Genomic DNA, 13,492 nt, shown 5'->3' on the forward strand with positions numbered 1-13,492 from the left:
TCACGGGTGGGTCATGCTCATGACGTCCAGCGCCTTGTCGAGGTCGGCCTCGCTGATCTCGCCGCGCTCGACGAAGCCGGACTCGATGACGACCTCGCGGATCGTCTTCTGCTCCTTGACCGCGGTCTTGGCCACCTTGGCCGCGTTCTCGTAGCCGATGAAGCGGTTGAGCGGCGTCACGACCGACGGCGACGACTCGGCCAGGCGCTTGCAGTGCTCGACGTTCGCGGTGGTGCCGTCGATGCAGCGGTCGGCCAGGACGCGCGAGGCGTTGCCCAGCAGGCGCATCGACTCCAGCAGGTTGCGGCCCATGACCGGCAGCATGACGTTGAGCTCGAAGCTGCCCGTCGTGCCCGAGAACGCGATCGCCGCGTCGTTGCCGATGACCTGCGCGCAGACCTGCAGCGTCGCCTCCGGCAGCACCGGGTTCACCTTGCCCGGCATGATGCTCGAGCCCGGCTGCAGGTCGGGCAGCGCGATCTCGCCCAGGCCAGTGCGCGGGCCCGAGCCCATCCAGCGCAGGTCGTTGCAGATCTTCACGAGGCTGACCGCGATCGTGCGCAGCTGGCCGGACATCTCGACCAGGCCGTCGCGGGCGCCCTGCGCCTCGAAGTGGTCGACCGCCTCGGTCAGCGGCAGGCCGGTGTCCTCGGCCAGGATCGCGATGACCCGCTGCGGGAAGCCCTGCGGCGTGTTGATGCCGGTGCCGACCGCGGTGCCGCCCAGCGGAACCTCGGCCGTGGCCGGGACGGCCTGCTGGACGCGCGCGATGCCCTTGCGGATCTGCGCGGCGTACCCGGCGAACTCCTGGCCGAGCGTGACCGGCGTGGCGTCCATGAGGTGGGTGCGGCCGGACTTGACGACGTCCTTGAACTCCTCGGCCTTGCGCTCCAGCGACTCTGCCAGGTGCGTCAGGTCGGGGACGAGGTTCTCCAGCGCGTACGCCGTGGCGGCCACGTGGATGGACGTCGGGAAGACGTCGTTGGACGACTGCGAGGCGTTCACCTTGTCGTTCGGGTGCACCTCGCGGCCGAGCGCCTTGGAGGCCAGGGTCGCGATGACCTCGTTGGTGTTCATGTTCGACGACGTGCCCGAGCCGGTCTGGAAGACGTCGATCGGGAACTGGTCGTCGTGCTGGCCGGACGCGACCTCGGCCGCCGCGGCGACGATGGCGTCCGCCTCGTCCTGCGGGAGGATGCCGAGCTCGGCGTTCGCCTTCGCGCACGCGGCCTTGATCTGCGCGAGCGCCTTGATCTGGGCCGACTCGATGGGGGTGCCGGAGATCGGGAAGTTCTCGACGGCGCGCTGGGTCTGGGCCCGCCACAGGGCGTCGGCCGGGACCTTGACCTCGCCCATGGTGTCGTGCTCGATGCGGTATTCGGTCATGCTCGGCACCATATCCGACCGCATCCGGACAGGCCTGTGGGCTTCTTCACCCGGCCTGCGCCGGGGTCAGCCGGCGAGCCGCGGACGTGACCCGGTGAGCACCCAGTAGGTCTCGTCGCGGCCCTGCAGGTCGACCGGCACGGACGTGGCGGTGACCTCCTCGAAGCGGTCGTCGAGCAGGGCGCGGACGTCGGCGGAGTCGGCCATGGACCAGATCGACAGGTGCCCGCCGGCGCGCAGCCGGGACGCGCACACGTCGGCGAACCCGGGCTCGTAGACGGCGGCGTTCTGGTCGTGGACGAGGAAGTCCGGCCCGTTGTCGACGTCGAGCACGATCGCGTCGAGGGACGCGGCGGGCTGCGCGGCCACGACGTCGCGCACGTCGCCGACGACGACCTGCAGGCGAGGGTCGGTCAGCAGGTCGGCACCGGGCAGCGTGCCGTCGCGCATCCAGGCGACGATCTCGCCGTGCAGCTCGGCCACGACGACGCGCTGCACCGACGGCGCCGACAGCAGCTCGCGGGCGGTGAAGCCGAGCCCGAGCCCCCCGACCAGCACCTCGGACGCACCCAGGTCGACCACGGCGCGCGCGAGCAGCCGCTCGCTGCTCGTCTCCACGTCGTCCATGACGAAGACGCCGTTGACCCGCAGCTCGACCGAGCCGTCCTCGCGCCGCCGCACGGTGACCTCGTCTGCTCGCTCGCTGCGCTCGCTCATGCGTCCCCATCGTGGAACGCGGACACGACACGCGGTGCCCGCTGCGGACGGCTGAGGGTGCGCATCAGGGCCGCCTGGCCGTGCCGCTCGACGGCCAGGTTCGTGAGCAGCGCGAGGACGGGACCGACGACGCGCTCGGGCATCGGCGGCGTGCGCAGGCCGACGCTGCTGGCCAGGTCGTCGCTGTGCACCACGAGCTCGAGCGAGCGGGTGAGCAGGAAGTCGTCGGACGTCAGCGTCCAGCCCTGCCACGGGACGCGCACGACGTCGGGGGAGCGGTGTGCTGACAGCACGTCGGGCAGGTCGTCGAGCACCTCGCGGGCGTGAGCCAGCACGGCGTCGTGGCCCGCCGTGGCGGCGTCGTCCGCGCTCGTGCGGATCTCGATGTTGACCTCCGCCTCCGGATCGCTCTGCACCCACGCGGCCCGGCGGTAGTGCTCGATCGCCGGGATCGGGTCGCCCTCGGGCGCGGCGGAGAGGAGCTGCACCACCCGCTCGGGCTGCGCCAGCAGGTGCTGGGCGAGCCCGCCGACGGTCATGCCCTCGCAGCTGCTCTCGGACGTCCACGCGTCCGCGACCTCGGGCCGCGACGCCAGGTCGAAGGCGGTGCGGCAGGCGGCGACGAAGGCGATGCGGTCGATCCGGTCCATGACCGGCACCGTACCGAGCCTCAGGTGCGCGGAGGGTCGCCGGCGCGGGCGGCGGTGCGCGCGACGACGTCCACGAACGTGCGCCACAGCGGGGCGGGCAGGTCGTGGCCCATGCCGGCGAGCTCGAGCAGCTCGGCGCCGGGGATCGCCGCAGCGGTGGCGCGCCCGCCCGACTTGTCGACGAGCGGGTCGCGCAGGCCGTGCACCACGGCGACCGGCATCGTCAGGTCGCCGAGGTCACGGGTGCGGTCGGGCTGGGTCAGCACCGCCAGCGTGTGGCGCAGCGACCCGCCGCGGATCCAGCCGCGGTCGTACGTCTCCTCGGCCCGGGTGCGGTGCACGTCCTCGGTGGTGGGGAACCCCGGCGAGCCGATGAGCGCGCTGCCCCGGATCGTGCGGGTGACGTACGCGTCGCGGTCGAGCGGGACGTTCGCCAGGAACGGCTTCAGCACGCTGGGGTGCTGGTAGCCGACCCGCCGGCGTCCGGTCGTGGACGACATCGACACCAGCGAGGCGACCCGCTCGGGGTGGGCGATGGCCATGGTCTGGCCGATCATCCCGCCCATCGACACCCCCACGACGTGCGCCCGGTCGACCCCCAGGTGGTCGAGCAGGCCGAGCGCGTCGTCGGCGAGGTCGTCGAGGCCGTACGGCGCCTTGCCCAGGCCGAGCCAGGCGCGGACGAGGTCGACCCGCGTCACCTCGAAGCCCTCGAGCTTGGTCGAGCGTCCGGTGTCACGGTTGTCGTAGCGGACGACCCGGTAGCCGCGGTCGGCGAGCATCCGGCAGAAGTCGGTGTCCCACCAGCCCATCGGCCCGCCCACGCCCATGACGAGCAGCACGGTCGGATCGCCGTCGTCGCCGAACGTCTCGAAGCACAGGTCGATGCCCGACGGCAGGGCCGCGACGCGCTCGGTCATCTCAGCTGTTGTAGTCGATGGCCGAGTACGCTTGGAGCTTGGTGAGCCGGTGCTCGGAGGTGATCTTGCGGATCGTGCCGCTGCGCGAGCGCATGACGATCGACTCGGTCACCGCCCGGCCGGGCAGGTAGCGGACGCCGTCCATGAGCTCGCCGTCGGTGATGCCCGTGGCGACGAAGAACGCGTCGTCGCCGGTGACCAGGTCGTCGGTGTAGAGCACGCGGTCCAGGTCGTGGCCGGCGTCGATCGCGCGCTGGCGCTCGTCGTCGTCGGTGGGCCACAGCCGGCCCTGGATGACGCCGTCGACACACTTCATGGCGCACGCGGCGATGATGCCCTCCGGCGTGCCGCCGATGCCGACCAGCAGGTCGACGCCGGTGCCCGGACGCGCGGCGGTGATGGCGCCGGCGACGTCGCCGTCGGTGATGAACTTGATGCGGGCGCCGGTGGCGCGGATCTGGTCGACCAGCTCGTCGTGGCGCGGACGGTCCAGGACGCAGACGGTGATGTCGCCGGCCGAGACGCCCTTGGCCTTGGCGACGAGGCGGATGTTCTCCGAGATCGGCAGCCGGATGTCGACGACGTCCGCGGCCTCGGGGCCGGTGACCAGCTTCTCCATGTAGAACACGGCGGACGGGTCGTACATCGAGCCGCGCGGCGCCACGGCCATGACCGAGACGGCGTTGGGCATGCTCTTGGCGGTCAGCGTGGTGCCGTCGATCGGGTCGACCGCGACGTCGCACTCGGGGCCGGTGCCGTCGCCGACCTCCTCGCCGTTGAACAGCATGGGCGCGTCGTCCTTCTCGCCCTCGCCGATGACCACGACGCCGCGCATCGTGACGGTGTTGATGAGGCTGCGCATCGCGTTGACGGCCACGCCGTCGGCACCGTTCTTGTCACCGCGTCCGACCCAGCGGCCGGCGGCCAGCGCTCCCGCCTCCGTCACGCGCACGAGGTCGAGCGCGAGGTTGCGATCGGGGGCTTGGGCGGCCGGCTGCAGGCTGTGCTCAGTCATGGCGGCATGCTACCGGCGTCACGGCGGTGCGCCAGGTCGGTCGCGGCGGGCGGACGGTCGGGCGCTGTGCCCGCCCCCGTAGGCTGACCGGCGGCGACGACGAAGGAGACGGACGTGAGTGGACGCGGCTACAGCGGTGGCAACCCGGCGATGGGGGACATCCTGCGCTCGGTGCTCGTGCTGGGTCTCGCGCTCGTCGTCATCTACGGCGTCGGCCAGCTGATCTACGGTCGCGACCCCGAGTCGCCGGCCCCGAAGGTCGACTACGCGACGGCCGCCCAGACCGCCCAGCGTGCCGCCGACTTCGGCCTGCTGGTGCCGGGCGAGCTGCCCCAGGGGTGGCAGTCGAACTCGGCCCGCTTCGAGCCGGGCGAGCGCGGCGGCTGGCACCTGGGCGTGCTCACGGACGACGACGAGTACATCGGCGTCGAGCAGTTCAAGCGCACCGAGGACGACCTCGTCCGCGACTTCGCCGAGGGCGCGAAGGACGCCGGCACGGTCGACATCGACGGTCGGTCGTGGCGCGTGCTGAAGGGGGCCGAGAACCCGGTGGTGCTCGTGACGACGATCGACAACACGTCCGTGCTCGTCACCGCGACCGCGCCCAGGAGCCAGGTCGAGGACTACGTGGCCACGCTGCGGCCGGCCGGTCAGCCGGCGTCGGCCGCGCCCTCCGCGGGCTGACCCGAGGCCGCGGCCAGGCGCGTGCGGGCGCCGTCGAGCCACTGCTGGCAGATCGCGGCCAGCTCCTCGCCGCGCTCCCACAGCGCCAGCGACTCCTCCAGGGACGTGCCGCCGGTCTCGAGCCGCTGCACGACCGAGATCAGCTCGTCGCGGGCCTGCTCGTAGGGGATGGCGGGAGCCTCGTCGCTCATGGTGCCTCCTGGGCGGGGTGGGGGTCGGGGGTGACGGCGGTGCTGGTGACGCTCACGTGGCCGTCGGCCAGCCGCAGCACGAACTCGGTGCCCACCGGGGCCTGCTCGATCGACGTGACGACGTGGCCGTCGGGGGTCTGGGCGACGGCGTAGCCGCGCTGCAGCGTGTTGAGCGGCGACAGCGCACGGACCCGGGCCAGGTGGTGCCCGACCTCGTCGTGGGCGCGGTCGAGCCGATGGCCCAGCGAGCGGCGGGCGCGGTCGCGAGCCTCCAGCACGACGTTCTGCTGCAGGTCGACGAGCGTCGTGGGCGTGGCCATGACCGGCCGCGAGCGCAGCGCCGTCAGGCCGTGGTGCTCGCGCTGCAGGAAGTGGTGCAGGGCGAAGCGGGCGCGCTCGCGCATGGCCTCGACGCCGGCGAGCTCCTCGGCGACGTCGGGCACGATGCGCTTGGCCGCGTCGGTGGGGGTGGACGCGCGCAGGTCGGCGACCAGGTCGAGCAGCGGGGTGTCGGGCTCGTGGCCGATGGCGCTCACGACCGGCGTGGTCGCGGCGTGGACCGCGCGCACGAGGGCCTCGTCGGAGAACGGGAGCAGGTCCTCCACCGAGCCGCCGCCGCGGGCGATCACGATGAGGTCGATGCCGGGGGCGGCGTCCGCCTCGCGCAGCGCGGCGATGACCTCGCGGGCCGACGACGCGCCCTGCATGAGCGCGTGGCGCACGTGCAGCGGCGCGGACGGCCAGCGGAGCCGGACGTTCTCGACCACGTCCCGCTCGGCGGCGGACTGCTTGCCGGTGATGAGCGCGATGCCGCGGGGCAGGACGGGCAGGGGGCGCTTGAGCCGCGGGTCGAACAGGCCCTCGGCCGCGAGCAGCTGCTTGCGCCGCTCGAGCTGGGCCAGCAGCTCGCCCTCGCCGACCGGACGGATCTCGCGGACGTCCAGCGACAGCGAGCCGTTGGGGGAGTAGAAGGTGGGCTTGGCGTGGACGACCACGCGGCTTCCCTCGGTGACCGGGGCGACGCACGCGTCCAGCACCCGGCTGTGGCACTTGAGGCTGATGGAGATCTTGGCCTGCAGGTCGCGCAGGGTCAGGAAGCTGATGCCCTGACGGCGGGTCATCTGGGCGATCTCGCCCTCGACCCAGATGGCGCCGAGGCGGCCGACGTAGCCCTCGATGAGCTGCGAGACCTGCCGCAACGGCGCGGGGGCGTCGGCCGTGGTCTCCAAGGGCATGGTGATCACCCTAGAGGCCGGGGCCGACACCCCCGCGAGCTGATGGTCCGTGTGTCGTCAGGGGCGACGCACGACGTACCGCGAGCTCCAGATCTTGGTCTTCTTGACCTTGGTGCCCGGACGCTGGGCCTCCCAGATCTTGCCCTTGCCGGCGTAGAGCGCCGCGTGGTAGGCGCGACCGTTCTTGAGGAAGACCAGGATGTCGCCGGCGCGACGGTTCTTCTTCGAGACCTTCTTGTACTTCAGCATCGACGCGGACGTGCGCGAGAGCTTCTTGCCGGCCTTCTTGTAGGAGTACTGCACCAGGCCCGAGCAGTCGAAGCCGCTGGGACCGGCGCCGCCGCGGCGGTAGGGGTCGCCCTTCTGCTTCGCGGCGACCTTGAGGGCCTTGGCCGCGGTCTTCTTCGACGCGGCGTCGGCGTGGTCGGCGCCCGGTCCGGCGAGTCCGCCGAGCAGGAGTCCGCCGGCGAGCATGGCAGTGGTGATGACACGAATGAAGCGCATGGATTCCTTCAGATCCGCCTGCGAAAGATGACCTGTCGGGTTCAGGCGTGAAGGTTGCCTGCCGCTCGACACGAGCGGTTCACCCCAAGGCTCCTCAGGGGGAGGAGCCGTACTGCTGGGTCTTCCGTGCCCATCCCTGTGTTGCGGATCGTCATGTCCCGATGGGCCTCGGCGAGGACACGACAACGCCCCCGGTGGGGGGCGCCGCGGTGACGTTACAGACACGTTTCAACGCCGACCAAGCGCCAAACCGCTTTTGTGACAAGTCCCTCATCGAATCCCCGCGTGGGTGTGACGCAGGACTCAGGTTTCGCGGGCCCGTAGGATGGGCGCCATGTCCTCCTCCGTCACCCTCGGCATGCCCACGATCGGCGGCAGCGTGCTGCTGGCCGACCCGCGCGGCTACTGCGCCGGTGTCGACCGCGCCGTCATCACCGTCGAGAAGGCGCTCGACCTCTACGGGCCCCCGGTGTACGTGCGCAAGCAGATCGTGCACAACAAGCACGTCGTGCAGAACCTGTCCGAGCGCGGCGCGGTGTTCGTCGAGGAGCTCGACGAGGTGCCCGAGGGCGCGACGGTCGTGTTCTCCGCCCACGGCGTCTCCCCGTCGGTGCACGCCGAGGCGGCCGAGCGCAGCCTGAAGACGATCGACGCCACCTGCCCGCTGGTCACCAAGGTGCACCACGAGGCGCGCCGCTTCGCCGCCGACGACTACCGCATCCTGCTCATCGGCCACGCCGGCCACGAGGAGGTCGAGGGCACCGCGGGCGAGGCGCCCGAGCACATCACGCTGGTCGAGACGCCCGAGGACGTCGACACGCTCGAGATCGATCCCGGCGTGAAGCTGTCGTGGCTGTCGCAGACCACGCTGAGCGTCGACGAGACGATGGAGATCGTCCGCCGGCTGCGCGCGAAGTTCCCGCACCTGGAGGACCCGCCCAGCGACGACATCTGCTACGCCACGCAGAACCGTCAGGTCGCGGTCAAGCAGATCGCCGCGGACGCCGACCTGGTCATCGTCGTCGGCTCGGCGAACTCCTCGAACTCGGTGCGCCTGGTCGAGGTCGCGCTCGAGGCGGGCGCCAAGGCGTCCTACCGCATCGACGACGTCAGTGAGATCGACGAGCGCTGGCTCGACGGGGTCGAGACGGTCGGCGTCACGTCCGGCGCCTCGGTGCCCGACGACCTCGTGCAGGACGTGCTGAGCTACCTGGCCGAGCGGGGCCACGAGGGCGCCACGGCCGTCCGCACCGCCGACGAGAGCCTGGTCTTCGCGCTGCCGCCCGAGCTGCGCCGCGACCTCAAGGCCGCCGGCCGGGCCTGACCCCCAGCCGCACACGACGACGGCGCGCCATCCCTCGCGGGTGGCGCGCCGTCGTCGTGTCCGGCGTCGCTGGCCGGTGACTAGCGGCGGCTGGGCCTCACCACCGCGGCGCTGCCCCCGCCACGCCGGCTCGGCTCGGCCGCGGCGGTCAGGCGTCCGCGCCGGTCGACCTCGATGGCGGCGACCGCCCCGATCTCGCTGGCCGACGTGAACGAGTCGCCCGACGGGGTCAGCTGCTGGCCGTACGCGGCGAGCGCGTCGCCGTACGCCTCGATGAACGCCGGCTCCGCGGTCGTGGACGCGGTGTTGCGCTGCGAGGCGCGCGGCGCGGCCACCGCCTCCGGCAGCGTCATGCCGAGGTCGAGCCGGTTGAGCAGCACCTGCAGGACGGTGGTGATGATGGTCGATCCGCCGGGCGAGCCGACGACGAACCGGACGCCGCGGCGGTCGGTGACGATGGTCGGCGACATCGACGAGCGCGGACGCTTGCCCGGCTCGATGCGGTTCGGGTCGTCGGCGTCGTAGACGGTGCTGAAGTCGGTCAGCTCGTTGTTGAGCAGGAAGCCCCGGCCCGGCACGGTCATGCCCGAGCCGCCGGTCTGCTCGATGGTGAGCGTGTACGCGACCGCGTTGCCCCAGCGGTCGACGACCGACAGGTGCGTGGTCGAGACGTTCTCGGTGTCGCTCTCGTCGACCGTCGGCTGGGCCGGGGTGCACGCGGCGCCGTCGAGCGCGCCGGGTGCGACGGGGCGCGGCGTCGCCTGGTCGGGATCGATGGTGCACGCCCGGGTGTCGGCGAAGCGCTGGCTGAGCAGCGTCCGGGTCGGGACGTCGACGAACGCCGGGTCGCCGACGTGCTCGGCGCGGTCGGCGAACGCGCGGGCTGACGCCTCCAGGTACAGGTGCAGGGCCTGGGGCAGCGGCAGCGCACCGAGGTCGTAGTTCTCCAGGATGTTGAGCCCCTCGCCGACGGCGATGCCGCCGGACGACGACGGCGCCATGCCGTGCACGGTGAGTCCGCGGTACTGGACGGACGTCGGCTTCTGGTCGACCACGCGGTACCGAGCGAGGTCGCGCGTGGTCATGGAGCCGGCGGGCGCGGGCAGGCCGGACGCGGGATCGACCCGCGGCGACCGTACGACGTCCGCGATCTCGGCGGCGAGCCGGCCGCGGTAGAACGCCTCGGGGCCGCGCTGGGCGATGGACTCCAGCGTGCGGGCCAGCTCGGGGTTGCGGAAACGGGTGCCGACCTGCGGTGCGTCGCCGCCGGGCAGGAAGAGGCGGGCGGTGTCCGGGAACGCTGCGAACCGCTTGGCGTTGTCGAGCGTCTGGCCGCGGAACGTCTGGTCGACCACGAAGCCGCGGCGGGCCAGGTCGATGGACGGCTTGAGCGCCTGCTTCAGGCTGAGCCGGCCGAAACGGTCCAGGGCCCGGTCCCAGGTGGCGACGGTGCCGGGCACGCCGACGGCGACGCCGGAGCTCACCAGCTCGGGCGTGAAGCGGTACGGCTGGCCGGTGGCCGGGTCGATGAACGCGTCGGGCTTGATGCCGGCCGGGGCGGTCTCGCGCCCGTCGATGGTCGAGACCTTGCCGGTGCGCGCGTCGTAGTGGACGAAGTAGCCGCCCCCGCCGATGCCGGCGCTGTACGGCTCGGAGACACCCAGCGCGGAGGCGGTGGCGACGGCGGCGTCGGCCGCGTTGCCGCCGCGGCGGAGCACGTCCAGGCCGATGCGGGTGGCGTTGGCGTCGACGGACGTGACGGCGCCGCCGTAGCCGTAGGCCGTGGCCGAGTCCGGCAGCGGTGGACGTGGGTCGCGCCGGTCGGCGTCCGCGGTCGTGCCGGTGCTGACGAGCAGCGCGGCGGTGAGCGCGGCGACGGCCGCCGTGCTGGTGGCGCGCAGTCGAGTGCGAGCAGTCATCTGTCATCCCCCCGGAAGCAGCGTGGACCTCGACCGTAGGCACAGCCGGGCTCGGTCGGCAACGGGACGGCCGGACCTGGCGGTGCCGGTGCGGGCTCGGTGCGGGCATGCTGGGGCGATGCCTCACCTGGAGATCGAGCACACCGACAACATCGACCTCGTCGCCGACCACCTGCTGGCCGCGGCGGTCGACGCGCTGCACGACCTCGGCGAGTACGACATGGCGGCCACCAAGGCGCGCGTGCGTCGGCTCGACGTGTACTCGGTCGACCGGCCCGACTCGGGCGGCGCGTTCGTGGCGGTGACGCTGAGCATCCTGCCCGGACGCTCGGAGGAGCTGCGGCTGCGGACGTCCCAGGCGCTCACCGAGGCGGTGGCGACCGCGGCGACGTACCCGGCGGGCACCCAGATCACGACGCAGGTGCGGGAGCTGGAGGCCTACAGCAAGGTCGTGGTCTGAGCGGGGGCTGCGTCAGGTGGCGCGGGGCTCGGCCTTCGCACTGGCGGCCCGGAACGCCAGGACGAGCAGCGCGCCGATCTGGCCCACGACCAGCGGGGTCGCGTGGTCGATGAAGCCGGCGAGGACGTGCTCGAGCGCGCCGGCGCCGGCCTCGACGTCCTGGCCGTGCAGCTGGTCGGGGGCGAGCAGGCCGAAGCCGACGACCACGACGGTCATGAGCAGCGGCGGGAGGATGCCGGCGACGAAGAAGCCGCGCGGCCGGACGGTCAGCGGGACGGTCCAGGCGACGAGCACGAAGGCGACGCCGAACAGGATCGCGAGGCGTCCCTCGACCAGCAGCTCGAGCGCGATGACGACCGCGAGCGCGAGGACGGCGAGCACGACGGCCTGCCCGGGCAGCAGGTCCTGGGACGCCAGGCTGCCGCGGGGGCGAGGGGACCGTGCCGCCGTCGACATGTCAGGAAGATAGCCGCTCGACGAGCTCGGGAGCCGTAGGCGCACGGTGCCCTGTCTCGACCCGTCGCGGGGCGGTGACCTCGCGGGTGCCGATGTCGAGGTCGTGCAGGCGGCGGGCGGTCACGAGCAGGCGCGACTCGACCGAGCCGACGGTGTCGTTGTAGCTGGTGACGGCGTTGGCCAGCGCCTTGCCCAGGGCGTCCACGTGACCGCCGACGACGCCGATGCGCTCGTACAGCTCGGCGGCGACGCGCTGGATCTCGCGGGCGTTGTCGGCCAGGCGCTCCTGGGTCCAGGCGTGGGCGACGGTGCGCAGCAGGGCGATGAGCGTCGTGGGGGTGGCGAGCACGACCTGCTTGGCCGCGGCGTGCTCGAGCAACGACGGATCGTGCGCGAGCGCCTCGGCCAGGAACGCCTCGGCCGGCACGAACAGCACGACGAACTCGGGGGAGTGCTCGAGCCGGCTCCAGTACGACTTGGCCGCGAGCTGGTCGACGTGGGTGCGCAGCTGGCGGACGTGGCGCTGCACGTGCACCTGGGCGACGTCGGGATCGCTGGCCTCGACCGCGTCCAGGTAGGCGTCGAGCGGCACCTTGGCGTCGACGACGACGTTCTTGCCGCCGGCCAGGTGCACGACCATGTCGGGGCGCAGCGTGCCGTCGGCGGTGGTGACCTGCAGGTCGAAGTCGCAGTGCTCGACGAGGCCGGCGAGCTCGGCGGTGCGCTTGAGGTGCATCTCGCCCCAGCGTCCGCGAACCTGCGGGCGGCGCAGCGCGGTGGCCAGCGACGCGGTCTCGCGGCGCAGCGAGTCGGACGTGGTGCGCACGGCCTCGACCTGCTCGCGCAGCTGGCTGTGCCACTCGATGCGGCTGGCCTCGAGCTGGCGCAGGCGGGCGTCGAAGCGGTCGAGGCTCTCGCGGACGGGAGCGACGGCGCGGGCAGTGGCCTCGGCGGCGGGCGCGGAGACGTCCGGCGGCGCGGCGGCGGGGGAGCGGCGGCCGAGGGCCAGGCCGATGCCGATGCCCGCGGCCAGCGCGAGGACGGCGGTCAGCAGGAGGGGGAAGGCATCCATGACGTCAGGATGCCCGCCCCCACCGACAGAACCGCGCACGTCGACCTCACCCGTGCCCCGCGTTGCCGAGGTGTGGACGCAAACCGACCACGATCAGCGCGAACGTGGTGCTTTCGCGTCCACACATCGCGGCGGAGCTGGGCTCGGGTGCGGGACGGCGAGGAGGCGGGTCAGGCGCGGCGGTCGAGCGCAGTCTCGTACGACCACAGCTCGGCGCCGGTGCCGACCGGCTTGCGGCGGTGGCCCTCGCCGTTCTCGTCGGTGCCGCCGCCGTGAGCGCCGGCGTCCGCGCCACCGTGACCGTGGCTGCGTCCGAACGCCTCGGACGCGGTCCAGGCCTCGAACGACGCCTCGTCGGTCCAGCGCGTGACGACGAGCCACACGTGGCGGTCGTCGGTGGGCTTCAGCAGCTCGAAGCCCTCGAAGCCGGGGGTGCCGTCCATCGAGTCGCCGCGGGCGGCGAAGCGGTGGGCCAGCTCGTCGCCGGAGTCGGCCGGGACGGTGATCGCGTTGATCTTGACGATGCTCATGGCCCGAGGCTACCGACGGTGCGTGGGGGACAGCAGCCCGTGCGCGAGGACCAGGAGGCTCGTGCCCGCCGCCGTCATGACGACGGCCGCGACCCACGGACCGGTCGGGTCGGGCAGGGTGCCGTCCGTGCTGCGCGCGGTCGTCCAGGCAAGCGCCCAGAGGGGCGCGAGGACGAGCAGCGTCCCCACGGACGCCAGCAGGCAGCCACGGTCGCCGCGGCGGGCGCCGGCGCCCCGAGGTCCGGCCGCCCCGGCGAACAGCCCGACGACCACTGCCGGGACGGCACAGATGGCCCAGAACAGGAGATGCCGAGACCACGAGACCTCGGTGGCGAACGCGTAGAGCGCGATCATCATCCCGATCGCGATCGGCACCACGACGGCGGTCGTGAGCACAGCGATCGCGACGAGCGTCCGCCCCGGTCGCAC

The 13,492-nt window shown here is 72.7% G+C and carries 16 protein-coding genes and 1 riboswitch; of the genes, 3 read left to right on the plus strand and 13 right to left on the minus strand.

Features of this window, described 5'->3' with window-relative positions; translation table 11 throughout:
- The 5 genes from HGAM_RS07800 to glpX all read right to left on the minus strand — a co-directional run bounded on the left by HGAM_RS07800 (position 1) and on the right by glpX (position 4,688).
- Entirely contained in the window at positions 1–1,386 is a 1,386-nt protein-coding gene (locus HGAM_RS07800; RefSeq protein ID WP_019144918.1) for a class II fumarate hydratase, read from the minus strand.
- Between the two features lie 66 nt (positions 1,387–1,452).
- On the minus strand, positions 1,453–2,103 hold the full coding sequence (locus HGAM_RS07805; RefSeq protein ID WP_019144919.1) for a spermine/spermidine synthase domain-containing protein: 651 nt from the start codon (positions 2,101–2,103) through the stop codon (positions 1,453–1,455).
- Entirely contained in the window at positions 2,100–2,753 is a 654-nt protein-coding gene (locus HGAM_RS18355) for a maleylpyruvate isomerase N-terminal domain-containing protein (protein WP_019144920.1), read from the minus strand. Before HGAM_RS18355 ends, HGAM_RS07805 begins: the two co-directional genes overlap by 4 nt.
- A 20-nt stretch (positions 2,754–2,773) precedes the next feature.
- Positions 2,774–3,673, minus strand: coding sequence for an alpha/beta fold hydrolase (locus HGAM_RS07815; RefSeq protein WP_019144921.1), 900 nt, complete (start codon positions 3,671–3,673; stop codon positions 2,774–2,776).
- 1 nt (position 3,674) lies between these two features.
- Entirely contained in the window at positions 3,675–4,688 is a 1,014-nt protein-coding gene (glpX, locus tag HGAM_RS07820; RefSeq protein ID WP_019144922.1) for a class II fructose-bisphosphatase, read from the minus strand.
- A 114-nt stretch (positions 4,689–4,802) separates the two neighbouring features.
- Between glpX and HGAM_RS07825 the strand changes: the two genes are divergently transcribed.
- Positions 4,803–5,372 carry a DUF4245 domain-containing protein gene (locus tag HGAM_RS07825; RefSeq protein ID WP_019144923.1) on the plus strand — a complete coding sequence of 190 codons (570 nt, stop codon included), beginning with the start codon at positions 4,803–4,805 and terminating at the stop codon, positions 5,370–5,372.
- Here HGAM_RS07825 and HGAM_RS07830 read toward each other — a convergent pair.
- From HGAM_RS07830 to HGAM_RS07840, 3 genes are read right to left on the minus strand one after another with little or no spacing between them, the layout of a single operon-like run.
- A complete protein-coding gene (locus HGAM_RS07830) occupies positions 5,339–5,563 on the minus strand; it encodes an exodeoxyribonuclease VII small subunit (protein ID WP_019144924.1) in 225 nt (74 codons plus the stop codon). The two genes, HGAM_RS07825 and HGAM_RS07830, sit on opposite strands and share 34 nt — an antisense overlap.
- A complete protein-coding gene (gene xseA / locus HGAM_RS07835) occupies positions 5,560–6,798 on the minus strand; it encodes an exodeoxyribonuclease VII large subunit (RefSeq protein ID WP_019144925.1) in 1,239 nt (412 codons plus the stop codon). The genes HGAM_RS07830 and xseA overlap by 4 nt, the downstream gene beginning before the upstream one ends.
- 57 nt (positions 6,799–6,855) lie before the next feature.
- Positions 6,856–7,302 carry a C40 family peptidase gene (locus HGAM_RS07840; RefSeq protein ID WP_020691799.1) on the minus strand — a complete coding sequence of 149 codons (447 nt, stop codon included), beginning with the start codon at positions 7,300–7,302 and terminating at the stop codon, positions 6,856–6,858.
- Positions 7,303–7,458: riboswitch (cyclic di-AMP (ydaO/yuaA leader) on the minus strand.
- Positions 7,459–7,636: 178 nt separating this feature from the next.
- Between HGAM_RS07840 and HGAM_RS07845 the strand changes: the two genes are divergently transcribed.
- A complete protein-coding gene (locus tag HGAM_RS07845) occupies positions 7,637–8,626 on the plus strand; it encodes a 4-hydroxy-3-methylbut-2-enyl diphosphate reductase (RefSeq protein WP_019144927.1) in 990 nt (329 codons plus the stop codon).
- Between the two features lie 80 nt (positions 8,627–8,706).
- On the opposite strand, the gene ggt is transcribed toward HGAM_RS07845, so the two are convergent.
- Positions 8,707–10,545: a gamma-glutamyltransferase gene (gene ggt, locus HGAM_RS07850; protein WP_019144928.1), complete on the minus strand. Its 1,839-nt coding sequence runs from the start codon at positions 10,543–10,545 to the stop codon at positions 8,707–8,709.
- A 118-nt stretch (positions 10,546–10,663) separates the two neighbouring features.
- Between ggt and HGAM_RS07855 the strand changes: the two genes are divergently transcribed.
- Positions 10,664–11,005 (plus strand): 5-carboxymethyl-2-hydroxymuconate Delta-isomerase, encoded by a 342-nt coding sequence (locus tag HGAM_RS07855; RefSeq protein WP_019144929.1) that lies wholly within the window; start codon positions 10,664–10,666, stop codon positions 11,003–11,005.
- Between the two features lie 12 nt (positions 11,006–11,017).
- Here HGAM_RS07855 and HGAM_RS18360 read toward each other — a convergent pair whose 3' ends face one another.
- The 4 genes from HGAM_RS18360 to HGAM_RS07875 form a co-directional block, all read right to left on the minus strand.
- The gene (locus HGAM_RS18360) at positions 11,018–11,461 is read right to left on the minus strand and encodes a DUF6542 domain-containing protein (RefSeq protein WP_019144930.1); all 444 of its coding nucleotides are present in this window, start codon (positions 11,459–11,461) and stop codon (positions 11,018–11,020) included.
- A 1-nt stretch (position 11,462) separates the two neighbouring features.
- On the minus strand, positions 11,463–12,533 hold the full coding sequence (locus tag HGAM_RS18365) for a DNA recombination protein RmuC (protein WP_019144931.1): 1,071 nt from the start codon (positions 12,531–12,533) through the stop codon (positions 11,463–11,465).
- A 170-nt stretch (positions 12,534–12,703) separates the two neighbouring features.
- A complete protein-coding gene (locus HGAM_RS07870) occupies positions 12,704–13,063 on the minus strand; it encodes an antibiotic biosynthesis monooxygenase family protein (protein WP_019144932.1) in 360 nt (119 codons plus the stop codon).
- A 9-nt stretch (positions 13,064–13,072) separates the two neighbouring features.
- Positions 13,073–13,492: a hypothetical protein gene (locus HGAM_RS07875; protein WP_049798220.1), complete on the minus strand. Its 420-nt coding sequence runs from the start codon at positions 13,490–13,492 to the stop codon at positions 13,073–13,075.

The organism is Aeromicrobium massiliense JC14 (assembly GCF_000312105.1).
Classification (GTDB): Bacteria; Actinomycetota; Actinomycetes; order Propionibacteriales; family Nocardioidaceae; genus Aeromicrobium; species Aeromicrobium massiliense.

Coding starts and splice junctions, on each gene's coding strand:
- HGAM_RS07800 (WP_019144918.1), bottom strand. CDS start 1,386: ATGACCGAATACCGCATCGAGCACGACACCATGGGCGAGGTCAAGGTC.
- HGAM_RS07805 (WP_019144919.1), bottom strand. CDS start 2,103: ATGAGCGAGCGCAGCGAGCGAGCAGACGAGGTCACCGTGCGGCGGCGC.
- HGAM_RS18355 (WP_019144920.1), bottom strand. CDS start 2,753: ATGGACCGGATCGACCGCATCGCCTTCGTCGCCGCCTGCCGCACCGCC.
- HGAM_RS07815 (WP_019144921.1), bottom strand. CDS start 3,673: ATGACCGAGCGCGTCGCGGCCCTGCCGTCGGGCATCGACCTGTGCTTC.
- glpX (WP_019144922.1), bottom strand. CDS start 4,688: ATGACTGAGCACAGCCTGCAGCCGGCCGCCCAAGCCCCCGATCGCAAC.
- HGAM_RS07830 (WP_019144924.1), bottom strand. CDS start 5,563: ATGAGCGACGAGGCTCCCGCCATCCCCTACGAGCAGGCCCGCGACGAG.
- xseA (WP_019144925.1), bottom strand. CDS start 6,798: ATGCCCTTGGAGACCACGGCCGACGCCCCCGCGCCGTTGCGGCAGGTC.
- HGAM_RS07840 (WP_020691799.1), bottom strand. CDS start 7,302: ATGCGCTTCATTCGTGTCATCACCACTGCCATGCTCGCCGGCGGACTC.
- HGAM_RS07845 (WP_019144927.1), top strand. CDS start 7,637: ATGTCCTCCTCCGTCACCCTCGGCATGCCCACGATCGGCGGCAGCGTG.
- ggt (WP_019144928.1), bottom strand. CDS start 10,545: ATGACTGCTCGCACTCGACTGCGCGCCACCAGCACGGCGGCCGTCGCC.
- HGAM_RS07855 (WP_019144929.1), top strand. CDS start 10,664: ATGCCTCACCTGGAGATCGAGCACACCGACAACATCGACCTCGTCGCC.
- HGAM_RS18360 (WP_019144930.1), bottom strand. CDS start 11,461: ATGTCGACGGCGGCACGGTCCCCTCGCCCCCGCGGCAGCCTGGCGTCC.
- HGAM_RS18365 (WP_019144931.1), bottom strand. CDS start 12,533: ATGGATGCCTTCCCCCTCCTGCTGACCGCCGTCCTCGCGCTGGCCGCG.
- HGAM_RS07870 (WP_019144932.1), bottom strand. CDS start 13,063: ATGAGCATCGTCAAGATCAACGCGATCACCGTCCCGGCCGACTCCGGC.